This window comes from Ruegeria sp. AF8, assembly GCF_056541825.1.
On sequence record NZ_JBQFYW010000006.1, the window covers coordinates 51,597 to 63,780 of the forward strand.

General features: G+C 59.5%; 13 protein-coding genes. 9 read left to right on the top strand and 4 right to left on the bottom strand.

The window, feature by feature from the left end:
* The first annotated feature begins 10 nt into the window (after positions 1 to 10).
* Both ACR0AO_RS12125 and ACR0AO_RS12130 read left to right on the top strand, forming a co-directional pair.
* A complete protein-coding gene (locus tag ACR0AO_RS12125; protein WP_480603822.1) occupies positions 11 to 1,369 on the top strand; it encodes a formimidoylglutamate deiminase in 1,359 nt (452 codons plus the stop codon).
* A 31-nt stretch (positions 1,370 to 1,400) separates the two neighbouring features.
* Positions 1,401 to 2,105 (top strand): GntR family transcriptional regulator, encoded by a 705-nt coding sequence (locus ACR0AO_RS12130; RefSeq protein ID WP_480603823.1) that lies wholly within the window; start codon positions 1,401 to 1,403, stop codon positions 2,103 to 2,105.
* Positions 2,106 to 2,222: 117 nt separating this feature from the next.
* On the opposite strand, the gene ACR0AO_RS12135 is transcribed toward ACR0AO_RS12130, so the two are convergent.
* From ACR0AO_RS12135 to ACR0AO_RS12145, 3 genes are all read right to left on the bottom strand, one after another.
* Entirely contained in the window at positions 2,223 to 2,966 is a 744-nt protein-coding gene (locus ACR0AO_RS12135; RefSeq protein WP_480603827.1) for a metallophosphoesterase family protein, read from the bottom strand.
* Between the two features lie 297 nt (positions 2,967 to 3,263).
* A complete protein-coding gene (gene serA, locus ACR0AO_RS12140) occupies positions 3,264 to 4,859 on the bottom strand; it encodes a phosphoglycerate dehydrogenase (protein ID WP_480603830.1) in 1,596 nt (531 codons plus the stop codon).
* A gap of 74 nt (positions 4,860 to 4,933) precedes the next feature.
* Entirely contained in the window at positions 4,934 to 6,088 is a 1,155-nt protein-coding gene (locus tag ACR0AO_RS12145) for a phosphoserine transaminase (RefSeq protein ID WP_480603833.1), read from the bottom strand.
* Positions 6,089 to 6,458: 370 nt separating this feature from the next.
* On the opposite strand from ACR0AO_RS12145, the gene serB reads away from it, so the two are divergent.
* The 4 genes from serB to ACR0AO_RS12165 all read left to right on the top strand — a co-directional run bounded on the left by serB (position 6,459) and on the right by ACR0AO_RS12165 (position 8,508).
* Positions 6,459 to 7,337, top strand: coding sequence for a phosphoserine phosphatase SerB (gene serB, locus ACR0AO_RS12150; RefSeq protein WP_480603835.1), 879 nt, complete (start codon positions 6,459 to 6,461; stop codon positions 7,335 to 7,337).
* Positions 7,338 to 7,423: 86 nt separating this feature from the next.
* A complete protein-coding gene (locus ACR0AO_RS12155; RefSeq protein ID WP_480603838.1) occupies positions 7,424 to 7,753 on the top strand; it encodes an ArsR/SmtB family transcription factor in 330 nt (109 codons plus the stop codon).
* Entirely contained in the window at positions 7,741 to 8,169 is a 429-nt protein-coding gene (locus ACR0AO_RS12160) for an SRPBCC family protein (RefSeq protein WP_480603842.1), read from the top strand. The genes ACR0AO_RS12155 and ACR0AO_RS12160 overlap by 13 nt, the downstream gene beginning before the upstream one ends.
* Positions 8,170 to 8,193: 24 nt before the next feature.
* Positions 8,194 to 8,508 carry a YciI family protein gene (locus tag ACR0AO_RS12165; protein ID WP_480603846.1) on the top strand — a complete coding sequence of 105 codons (315 nt, stop codon included), beginning with the start codon at positions 8,194 to 8,196 and terminating at the stop codon, positions 8,506 to 8,508.
* 19 nt (positions 8,509 to 8,527) lie between these two features.
* On the opposite strand, the gene ACR0AO_RS12170 is transcribed toward ACR0AO_RS12165, so the two are convergent.
* Entirely contained in the window at positions 8,528 to 9,523 is a 996-nt protein-coding gene (locus tag ACR0AO_RS12170) for an asparaginase (protein WP_480603849.1), read from the bottom strand.
* Between the two features lie 176 nt (positions 9,524 to 9,699).
* Here ACR0AO_RS12170 and ACR0AO_RS12175 point away from each other — a divergent pair, with 176 nt between their 5' ends.
* From ACR0AO_RS12175 to pncA, 3 genes are all read left to right on the top strand, one after another.
* Positions 9,700 to 10,233 (top strand): invasion associated locus B family protein, encoded by a 534-nt coding sequence (locus ACR0AO_RS12175; protein WP_480603853.1) that lies wholly within the window; start codon positions 9,700 to 9,702, stop codon positions 10,231 to 10,233.
* Positions 10,234 to 10,386: 153 nt separating this feature from the next.
* On the top strand, positions 10,387 to 11,412 hold the full coding sequence (locus ACR0AO_RS12180; protein ID WP_480603856.1) for a trans-3-hydroxy-L-proline dehydratase: 1,026 nt from the start codon (positions 10,387 to 10,389) through the stop codon (positions 11,410 to 11,412).
* A 133-nt stretch (positions 11,413 to 11,545) separates the two neighbouring features.
* Positions 11,546 to 12,139, top strand: a complete 594-nt coding sequence (pncA, locus tag ACR0AO_RS12185) for a bifunctional nicotinamidase/pyrazinamidase (protein WP_480603858.1) — start codon at positions 11,546 to 11,548, stop codon at positions 12,137 to 12,139.
* The last annotated feature ends 45 nt before the right edge of the window (positions 12,140 to 12,184 follow it).

A 12,184-nucleotide genomic window follows, 5' to 3' on the forward strand; every position in this document is an offset into this window, starting at 1 on the left:
AGAGCGCCAGATGAAAATTCATGCGAAAACCGGCCTGTTGGGCTCTGATTGGGTGAGTGATCTGAGGGTTACGGTTGCAGATGGCGAAATTTCCGCCATCGAAAAGGATGTCGCTCCGGCATCGGATGATCTGCGTGTTGATACCCTGCTGCCATCACTTGCCAACCTGCACAGCCACGCCTTTCAGCGCGCCATGGCGGGGATGACCGAGGTTCGTGCGGTCGGTAAGGAAAGCTTCTGGACCTGGCGCACCCTGATGTACCTCTTTCTGGACCGGCTGACGCCCGAGCAGGTCGAAGCCATCGCCGCGCTTGTTTTCATGGAAATGCAGGAGGCGGGCTATGCCTCGGTCGGTGAGTTCCACTATGTCCATCACCAGCCGGGCGGACAGACCTATGACCGGCTGTCAGAGTTGAGCCAGCGCATTTTTGCCGCCGCCGCCCAAACCGGCATCGGCCTGACGCATCTGCCTGTTCTGTATACCTATGGCGGCGTCAATCAGGAAGACCTCGCCGGCGGCCAGATGCGGTTCGGCAATGACGTGGACCGCTTCCTGAGGCTGGTCGGCGAATGCAGGGCCATTGGCGGGATGCCCGCTGACACCCGTGTCGGCATCGCACCGCATTCCCTGCGGGCAACTTCGCCGGCCGATTTGTCCGAGGTTCTGGCGCAGGTGACCGGTGGTCCGGTCCACATTCATATTTCGGAACAACTCCGGGAAGTCGCCGAGGTAGAGGCGAAACTTGGCACGCGCCCGGTCGAATGGCTGTTGGGCAATGCCGACGTGAATCGCCGCTGGTGTCTGATCCATGCGACCCACATGACCGACGCGGAAACAATCGGCCTGGCCCGGTCCGGCGCGGTCGCCGGATTGTGCCCGATTACCGAAGCCAATCTCGGCGACGGCATCTTCAACGGTGCGGTCTATGTCAGGAACCAAGGCGCGTTTGGAATTGGATCGGACTCTAACGTTCGAATATCGCTGTCCGAGGAACTGCGTACGCTGGAGTATTCCCAACGCCTGCGCGATATGGCCCGAACTGTCCTTGTGCCCGAAGAAGGGTCTGTCGGCCACACCCTGTATACACGGGCCGCACTGGGCGGCGCACAAGCCCTGGGCCGCGACGCGGGCGAGATTTCCGTCGGAAAGATCGCCGATCTGGTGGCCATCGATCGCACTCACCTTTCTCTGTGTGCGTTGAAGGATCGACAATTGCTGGACGGGCTGTGCTTTGTGGCACCTGATGCGGTGGTGACCGATCTTTGGTCGGCAGGCCGCCATATGGTCCGCAACGGACGGCATACAGAAAGGGACGCGATCATATTGCGCTATCGCACGGCCATTGCCGGCCTGTTGCGTGATGTCTAAACGATCCTAAAACACGGATGGACCTCGTCAAATGAAGCAGAGCCCGGAAACCACAAGTTATCGCGATATCAAACGCACCGTTCTTGAGCGCATCCGGTCGGGCGAGTGGCGGCCGGATTCCCTGTTGCCCAATGAACAGGATCTGGCCGTCGAGTTTTCCTGCACCCGGACGACGGTCAACCGGGCCCTGCGGGAACTGGCCGATGAGGGTTTTCTGGAACGGCGCCGCAAGGCTGGAACCCGGGTGCTCAGCGCACCGCAGCGGCAGGCCCGCTTCACCATCCCGTTGGTCCGGGACGAAATCGAGGCAACGGGCGCAACATACCGCTATGCCCTGGTTTCGGCCGAGGTGCAGACCGCGCCGGAATGGTTGGGCGCCAGGCTGCAACTTCGGCCCGGGCAAGAGGTGAAACATGTAAGGTGCATGCACTATTCAAACAACATGCCATTTCAGTACGAAGATCGCTGGATCGTGGTGGACAGCGTTCCCGACGTAGCAAATGTAGATTTCGCCGATATTGGACCGAATGACTGGCTGGTGCAGACCGTGCCGTTTACCAATGTCGAACTGACCTTTCTGGCCAGCCGTGCCGATGCAACGCTCGCGGGTTTTATGGATGTGCCTGAAGGCGAACCGGTTTTCACTGCCGAGCGGATCACCTGGCTGCAAGGTTGTCCGGTTACATTTGCCAAGTTCTATTTTGCCGCCGGATACCGGATGACCACTCAGATTTGACCCGCGCCGCCGAATGTTGTTGCCAATTCTCGAAACATCGACACGATGGGTGGGCTCCTGAAGGACGCCCTGCTGGAAATCCACAAAGACGCGGTCGCTGAAACCTGACTGGCCGCATCACCTGCGGAAAGGAATTTCTTTCAGAATTTCCCGCCCGTTTTTCGTCAACAGCCAGCAATTCCGCCCCTCGAATACGGCAGAGGCCAGCGGCCGCCCATACCCGGCGCCAGCGTCCAGATTGATCCGGTTGCCCTTGTTTTCTGCGCAGCTGGCCGGAGTATGCCCATGCACGACCAGCCAGGGATGAGCGCGAAGGTCGTCCAGAAACTCGTGGCGTATCCAGATCAGATCATCCTCGGATTGCTGTTCCAGAGGAACACCGGGCCGAATACCGGCATGCGCGAACAACAACTCGCCTTCCTGGTGGTAGTTCGCCAACTCTTCAAGAAACTGCACATGCTCATGCGGCACCGCGGCGCGCGCTTGCTCGTGTATCTGATCAATCCGATCGCGATCACCGATGCGCATGCCATACGATGCCAGTGTCTCTGCCCCTCCCAACCGTTCGTCCAACCAGTGAAATCCAGCACGCAGGCGTTCATCATTGGCAGGATTTTCCTGCATGAAGAGCGCAAACATTCTGTCATGATTGCCCCGCAAAGTGATCCAGTCCCGGCCTGCCCGTTTGCCTTCGATCAGCAGGTCCAGCACACCCCGGCTGTCCGGACCCCGATCTGTGTAATCACCAAGGAACACGACACGTGCATCTGGTCCGCCATCCGCTTCGATCCGCGAAAGCGCGGTTTCCAGCAGTGCGCGCTGACCATGAATGTCGCCAATCGCATAAACCGGTGGAGGCATCCGGATCTCCCTAACAGGTGTCGTTTCCGGTTCTGCACCAGCTCAACTGCGACGTCTAGGACAATCCATCAAGGAACGACCGCCGCGGTTAAGTGAAGCCAATTGAAAAAAACGACACCAAGCGTTTCCCGAGGATGTTCCCGCATTGAAAGCGATCATCACGACAGGTGATGCGATTGAACCGTGCAAGTTTTCAAGACCTCGAAACCGTGCTGTCCCGCCCGAAACGCAAAGGTACAAAACATATCAGCCGTTTTGCACCCCGGTTCAGGGATGCAAAACGATGTGATTGGGCATTCAGGTTACATCGAATTCCAAAGGTTTGATCTGGGTGAACAACCCTGTTTCGGCCAGCTTAGCGCGCGCTTGGGCCGGAACGGGTTCGTCCACATAAAGCAACGCGATGGCCTCCCCACCGGCTGCGGCGCGTCCGAGGGTAAAGTTGGCAATATTGACACCGTGTTCGCCCATGGTCCCTCCCAGCGTGCCGATGATGCCGGGAACGTCCTCGTTGGTGGTATAAAGCATATGCGCACCCACCTCGGCATCGATATTGATGCCCTTGATCTGGATGAATCGGGGCTTGCCGTCGGAAAAGACCGTGCCCGCGATCGAACGCTCGCGCTTGTCGGAAACCACAGTCACCTTGATATAGCCGTCGAACGCTCCGGACTTGTCCTGGTTGGTCGTCGATATCTGAATTCCACGCTCCTTTGCGATGACCGGTGCCGAGACCATGTTCACCTCGGGGTTCAGCTTTTTCATGATCCCCGCAACCAGAGCGCAATTGAGCGCGGCAAGGTTCATTTCCGAGGCAACCCCGTCATAGAGGATGTTGATGGCCTTGATCGGCTCATCCGTCATCTGACCGACAAAGCTGCCCAGATGCCCTGCCAGCTTGATCCACGGCCCCATCACCCGTGCCTCTTCGGCAGTCACCGACGGCATGTTCAGCGCATTTTCGACAGCCCCGGTCAGCAGATAGTTCGAGATCTGCTCGGCCACCTGCAGCGCCACATTTTCTTGCGCCTCGGTGGTAGCGGCACCCAGATGCGGGGTGCAGACCACGTTGGGCAGGTTGAACAGGGCGTTTTCCCTGGCCGGTTCCTCACTGAACACGTCAAACGCAGCACCTGCAACCTGACCGGTTTGCAGCGCCTCGGCCAGCGCATCTTCATCCACCAGTCCACCTCGGGCGCAGTTGACGATACGCACACCCTTCTTGGTCTTGGCCAGGTTCTCGCGGCTCAGGATGTTGCGGGTCTGATCTGTCAGCGGCACGTGTAGCGTAATGAAATCGGCCCGCGCCAGCAGTTCATCCAGTTCGACCTTTTCAACGCCCATCTTGGCAGCTTTCTCTTCGCCCAGATAGGGATCATAGGCGATGACCTTCATTTTCAGGCCCAGCGCGCGTTCGCAAACGATGCCACCGATGTTGCCCGCGCCGATCACGCCAAGTGTCTTGTTGGTCAGTTCGATCCCCATGAACTTGGACTTTTCCCACTTGCCCGCATGGGTCGAGGCGCTGGCCTCGGGGATCTGCCGCGCAACGGCGAACATCATGGCGATGGCATGTTCGGCGGTGGTGATCATGTTACCGAACGGCGTGTTCATCACGATCACACCTTTCTTGCTGGCGGCTTCCTTGTCGACATTGTCGGTGCCGATCCCGGCCCGGCCGATCACCTTCAGCTTGTCGGCTTTTTCCAGAATGGTGGGCGTGACCTTGGTGGCCGAGCGGATGGCGAGGCCGTCATACTGGCCAATCACTTCGGCCAGCTTGTCCTTGTCCTTGCCCAGATCCGGCATGAAATCCACGTCGATCCCACGATCGCGGAAAATCTGCACGGCAGTTTCGCTGAGCTTGTCAGATACGAGTACTTTGGGAGCCATTTCTCTGGTCCTTGATAAATGAGAGATGTCCGGGCCACATGCGGGGCCCGGAATTTTCGTCGAAAATTCTTCGCTCAGGCGGCTTCCGTTTGCGCGGCAATTTCGGCCTCGAAGGCCCAGGCCAGCCACGGCAGCATCGCTTCGATATCCGAGGTCTCGACCGTGCCACCGCACCAGATGCGCAGACCTGCGGGCGCGTCACGATAGGCGCCGATATCCAGCGCGATATTCTCGGCTTCCAACCGTTTGGCAACTGCCTTGGCAAAGGCGGCACCGTCCTGAATTCGTGCATCGGTGAACTTCAGACAAACTGATGTATTCGACTGCGTCGCTGCATCCTCCGCCAGATTTGCGATCCAGTCGTTGCGGTCGCAGAACGCGTGTACCGCACCGGCATTGGCATCCGCACGGGCGATCAGCCCCTGCAAGCCGCCAACCGATCGCGCCCAGTCCAGCGCGAACAGATAGTCCTCGACCGCCAGCATCGATGGCGTGTTGATCGTGGCGCCCGTGAAAATACCTTCGATCAGCTTGCCGCCTTTGGTCAGGCGGAAAATCTTGGGCAGGGGCCATGCGGGGGTATAGCTTTCCAGCCGCTCGACCGCGCGGGGGCTCAGGATCAGCATCCCATGCGCCGCTTCACCGCCCAGAACTTTCTGCCAGCTGAAAGTAGTGACATCCAGCTTGTCCCATGGCAGGTCCATCGCAAAGGCCGCTGAGGTTGCGTCGCAGATCGTTAGACCCTGACGATCATCGGCAATCCAGTCGCCATTCGGAACCCGCACACCCGAGGTCGTTCCGTTCCATGTGAACACAACATCATTGGCGAAGTCGATCGAAGCCAGATCAACAATCTGACCGTAGTCAGCCGTCTTGACCTCGGCGTCGATCTTGAGTTGCTTGACCACATCCGTGACCCAGCCGGACCCAAAGCTTTCCCAGGCCAGCATCTCGACCTTGCGCTCACCCAGCAACGACCACAGTGCCATCTCAACCGCGCCGGTGTCGGATGCGGGAACGATGCCGATGCGATAGCCTTCCGGAATTCCCAAAATTTCGCGAGTGCCTTCGATCGCTGCCTTCAGCTTGTCTTTGCCGACGGCGGCACGGTGCGACCGGCCCAAGGCGGCATCGGCCAGCTTGCTCAGTTCAAATGTAGGGGGTTTGGCGCAGGGGCCAGAGGAAAAACGCGGATTAGCCGGCCGCGTTGCCGGTTGTTCGATAGTCATGTGTATTACCCTTCCAGATACACGCCCCTCGTTGGGGAGGGGTGTCCCGCCGCCAGAGCTATTGCGCTGCGTCGCGGCAGGCAAGCGGAATTTCAACCAAATTCGTCGCATTGGAGTTCATTTCCGACGCAACTGACTATGATCGGAAACCTGGGCTCCATGTCGGAAAAACCTGGTGAAAGTGTTCCACGGGGCCCAGGTGTGGTAGGAGTATTTGGAAAATTCATATATTTCAAGTCCTTATGCAGCTCAGAATTTGTCCCATTGAGAGAAACCCTGCAGGTTTTCTTGGAATCCGGGTGCAGCAACTGATCTCTGGCGGAATTTCTGCGCCTGCGCTATGCGCCGGTACCAAGACAGGAGATTCCGAATGCACATCGCCACTCTGCTGACCAATCCCGCCAGCCCGATGCTGGAGGCGGCGCTGGTCGAAACATTGCGCAACGCATGGGGCGGCGGCGAGACAGTCTGGCTGAACCCGGACCTCGCGGTAGAATTCTCTCTGGCGCAGGTGCCCGGAAATCAGTGGGAAGTCTGGAGTGAATTGCAAGGCCTCGGCGTTGATCTGGTGATCCAGCAAGCCGAAGGGCGCCGCAAGAAGATGCTGCTTGCCGATATGGACAGCACCATGATCCAGCAGGAGTGTATCGACGAACTGGCGGATGAGGCAGGCGTCGGCGATCACGTCAAGGACATCACCGCGCGCGCCATGAATGGCGAGCTTGATTTCGAGGAAGCCCTGACCGAGCGGGTCGGCCTTTTGAAAGGTCTGGACGCGGCGGTGATTTCCAAGGTTCTGAACGAACGGATCACGTTCATGCCCGGCGGTCGGGAACTGGTTGCGACGATGCGTGCGCATGGATCTTATGCGGCACTGGTCTCGGGCGGGTTCACCGCATTCACCGCGCATGTGGCCGAAATATTGGGCTTTGACGAGAACCGGGCCAACACTTTGCTGGTCGAGGCCGGTCGGCTCACCGGGGATGTGCAACATCCGATCCTTGGGCGTGACGCCAAGGTTCGGGCTCTCACGGAGATCTCCGCACGCCTTGAAATTGCCGAATCCGAGGTGATTGCTGTTGGCGACGGCGCCAATGACCTGGGGATGCTTGGCTTGGCCGGGACGGGGGTCGCATTGCATGCAAAGCCTTCGGTCGCGGCACAATGCGAGGTTCGGATCAATCATGGCGACCTGACCGCGTTGTTGTATCTCCAGGGCTATTCAGCCGACGAGTTTTTGACAGATTGACAGGCACCTGAAAGGCCGCCGGAAACGATCTGGCGAAGGAACGGATTCCTTCTTCCCATTATTTAACTTTTTTGTAAAATACAGGGATGACGAATCTGCTTTCCACATTTTCGGCCCTGTCCGACCCGACACGGTTCTCGATCATTGAACAATTGATGGAGCTGGGCGAACAACCCGCCGGCGACCTGATCGAAGGCAAAGGCATGTCGGGCGCCGCGGTTTCGCGCCACCTGAAGGTTCTGCGCGAGGCCGGATTGATCAACCAGCGCGTCAGCGGAACCCGGCGGCTTTACTCCGTCCGCCCTGAAGGACTGCGCGCGATTGCCGAATGGACCATTTCAAAAAGACAGTTCTGGGAGTCGAGCCTCGACCGGCTGGGCGACCTTCTTGAAAAGGAAAACACATGGCCGACCTGAGACTGGAGCGGGAGTTTCCCGTCAGCCCTGAGATCCTGTTCGCGTGGATCAGCGATGGCGACAAGCTTGTGCAATGGTGGGGGCCAGAGGGATTGCACGTTCCTAGGCACAACCTTGACTTCAGCCGCACCGGCCCCTGGTATTCGGTGATGGTCAACGGCGATGGTCAGGAGTTCAAGGTTTCGGGTCATGTGACCCATGTGAACCCGCCGGCATCGGTCGGCTTTACCTGGGGATGGCACGACGAAAACGACGAAAGGGGCGATGAAAGCCACGTGACGCTGACGGTCGAACCAACCGAAACGGGGTCGCGGCTGGTGGTGGATCATCGCGAACTCGGCGATGACGAACTCAGTGCACGTCACGAGGAAGGCTGGACGTCCAGCCTGCGCAAACTCGCCGCTAAACTGAACTGATTCTCAAAAAAGGGAGGTAAGACAATGCCGGAATTCATTTTTGCATATCATGGAGGCAAAACCCCGGACACACCCGAGGAAGGCGAAAAGGTCATGGCCGCCTGGAAAGCCTGGTTCGAGGGCATGGGAGAGGCGGTCGTCATCCCCGGCGCGCCGGTCGGCATGTCCAAGACGGTCAGCTCCGGCGGCGTCGCGGATGATGGCGGGGCCAATCCGATTTCGGGCTATTCTGTCGTCAAGGCAGCCGACATCGGCGCGGCAACGGATATGGCCAAGGGGTGCCCAATGGTGGTGACGGGAAATGGCTCGGTCGAGGTGGCCGAGATCATCGAGATGTAACGCTGTGACAGACCGGCCGTCAGATGAATCCGTCGGCCGGTTTAATCATTCCGCATTCGATACCGCGTCGGCTGAATTGTGGGGCGTTCATGTATTTCCGGGTGATCGGATGACCGGCGTCCAGAACGCCCAGGCTAACCAGAATGGCCGCTATCGCGCATTCACTGGCCCGCGTTGCCCCATCCGCGATTTTCACCGCCACCCCCATCCGTTTTTCGGGAATGATCGCGATATAGACCGCTTCGGCCCCGGTCTTGATCGCCACGCGCCCGTCCATCGCGCGCATGAGTTCGGTACAGGCCCTACCCTCACCGGCGACCAGTTCGGGATATTCGATCATTGCATCGACCAATTGCCGGGCGGCCTCGCTTTGCCGGTCTGACCGGTCCTCCGCCGACGCGAACCACGCCATCGAACGCGCAAATCCCGACAGCGTGGTCTGAAAGTTGGGCGCGGAACAGCCGTCGATCCCATAGCCGGGGCTGGTCTCACCCGTGACCTCCTCGAACGCGGCCAGACAGGCTTGCTGCACCGGATGATCGATCTCGACATATTCCGGCCCCGCGCCCATGTGCTGCGCCAGGGTCAGAAAGCCCGAATGCTTGCCCGAACAGTTGTTGTGAAGCTGGCAGGGCGTGTCATCGGCCAGGATCAGCCCGTCACGTGCCGCCATGTCCGACGGCTCCTGCGGGCCGCAGCGCAGATCGGTTTCGCCAAGGCCCAGATGGTCCAGCCAGGCCGTCACCCTGTCGGTGTGGATTGCGGCCCCTGTATGCGACGCGCAGGCCAGCGCCAGATGCTCGGCCCCCAGCCCATACTTCGCCGCCGCGCCCGATGTCACCAGAGGCAAAGCCTGAATCATCTTGGCGGATGACCGCGGATAGATCACGGCTTCGGGATCGCCCCAGCTTTGCACGATCTGGCCGGTATCGTCGCAAATCACCGCATGCCCCAGATGCAGGCTTTCCAGCAAAGAACCACGCCATACTTCTGTCATCGGTACCGGATGCGTCACGACGTCCCCCCATTCCCTGCGCAAAATTCTGCCAATCGCCCTTTCGCCCGTGGCGAAACCTGCGTTAGTGTGTGTATGTCGGCAAACGATGGGGGGCGCAATACGAGACAGGACATAAAGACCTGCATGCGCACCCGAACAACTTGAGGTAGAAGTCGGGCTAGGAGGCTGGACAAATGGGATCAAATCTCGTCCGCATTGTTGCGGGCCTGTGCATGGCCGGAATGGCCACCACCGCAATCGCTCAGCAAGCGCAAAGCACCAACCGGGTTGCAGCCAAGACCGACTGGAGCGTTTTCGTTGAATCCGACCCGACCGAATGCTGGAGCGTTTCGGCCCCGAAAGAGACTGTCAACACCCGCGGCGGGCGCGTCGTTTCAGTGCGGCGCAGCGATATCCTGCTGTTCGTATTCTTCCGGCCAGAAAAAGACGTTAAGGGGCAGGTGACCTTTACCGGTGGTTACCCGTTCGCGCCGGGATCGACCGTGAACCTTGCCATCGACGGGACCGAATTCGAACTGATCACAGATGGCGAATGGGCCTGGCCCGCCACGGCCGCCGAAGACCTGAAGGTCGTGACCGCCATGAAACGAGGCACCGAGGCGGTGCTGACGGCCCGTTCCTCACGCGGAACGCAGACCAAAGATACCTTCTCGCTGCTGGGCTTTACCGCTGCGGTCGAGGACGCTGAAAAGCGCTGCGCGAACTGATCGCGACCCATATCGCTCTGCAAAGCCCCGCCACCCCGGTCGGGGCTTTTTTTGTGACGCCGTCCGCAAAATTGAATTGCATCCCTTACCGGGTGCAGGGCAATTTCAATCCTGCAGACCCGCGTCACGACAAGCTTTCCGAAGGAATTTCGCATGCGCAGCCGCAAGACAATTCACGTCATTTCCGCCCATGCCGAAGGCGAGGTTGGCGATGTTATCGTTGGCGGGGTTGCTCCACCGCCGGGTGATACGCTTTGGCAGCAGCGATCCTTTATCGCGCAGGACCAGACGCTTCGGAATTTCGTTCTGAACGAACCGCGTGGCGGCGTTTTCCGGCACGTAAACCTGCTGGTGCCGCCGAAGCACCCCGATGCGGATGCCGCGTTCATCATCATGGAACCAGAAGACACGCCTCCGATGTCAGGATCGAACTCGATCTGCGTGTCGACCGTGCTTTTGGACAGCGGCATCCTACCTATGCAGGAACCTGTGACTGAACTGGTACTCGAAGCGCCGGGCGGGCTGGTTCGCGTGCGCGCCGATTGCCGAAACGGCAAAGCCGAACGCATTCATGTGCAAAACGTTCCCAGCTTTGCCGACAAAATCGGCGTGCCGCTGGAGGTGCCGGGGCTTGGAACGGTGATCGTGGATACGGCCTATGGCGGCGACAGTTTCGTAGTGGTCGACGCGGCCGCTCTGGGGTTTGAGATTACCGAGGCCGAGGCCAAAGATATCGCGCGGCTGGGTGTGACAATCACCAACGCCGCGAATGAACAACTGGGGTTCTCGCATCCTGAAAACCCCGATTGGGATCACATTTCGTTTTGTGCATTCTGCGGCCCCCTGAAGGAATCCGACCATGGATTGACCGGCAAATCCGCCGTTGCGATCCAACCCGGCAAAGTCGACCGGTCCCCGACCGGCACAGCGGTTTCTGCGCGCCTGGCGCTGATGGCCGCCAAGGGGCAAATCGGCCAGAGCCAGAGTTTTGAGGCGATCTCGATCATCGGCTCTCGGTTTACCGGCCGGATCGTTGGCGTCACGCAGTTTGCGGACCGGTCTGCGATCATTCCGGAAATCTCGGGCCGGGCCTGGATCACCGGCACCCACCAGCACATGCTGGACCCGGACGACCCCTGGCCCGGGGGTTACCGGCTCAGCGATACATGGGGGGCATGAACGCTGTGGCTGCGCCCATTTCGTTTCATACCCGTTACATTCACAATTCCGGTTCCTGCATTCCCGGCCACGGCTCGTTGACGCCCGGCCAAGCGCCGCTTACCCCTGAACATGTCAAACCGGAGGCCAGCCTATGACCCATGCCCTGCTCGTAATCGACGTTCAGAACGATTTTTGTCCCGGAGGTGCACTTGCGGTGCCTCAGGGGGACGACGTTGTTGCCACCATCAACGCCATGATGAACGGGTTTGACGCGGTGGTCCTGACCCAGGACTGGCACCCGGCGGGGCATTCGTCATTTGCCAGCTCGCATCCCGGCCTGGCCCCGTTCACCGTGACCGAAATGGCGTACGGGCCACAGGTTCTTTGGCCCGATCATTGCGTCCAGGGCACTCAGGGCGCTGAATTTCATCCCGGGCTTAGAACCGATGCCGACCTGATCCTGCGCAAGGGGTTTCGTTCGTCCATCGACAGCTATTCCGCCTTTTTTGAGAATGACCATACAACCCCTACCGGGCTGGAGGGGTATCTGCGCACGCGCGGGATCACGGCCCTGACGCTGGTCGGGCTGGCCACGGATTTTTGTGTCAATTACTCGGCGGTGGACGCGGCAAAACTGGGGTTTGACGTCACTGTGAGACTGGAAGCCTGCCGCGCGATCGATTTGGACGGCTCACTGGCCGCTGCCCACGACGGCATGCAAGAGGCAGGTGTTCGGCTGGAGTGAATGTTGCCATCTGTACGGTGACGACGCTGAATCGCTGTTTCAACT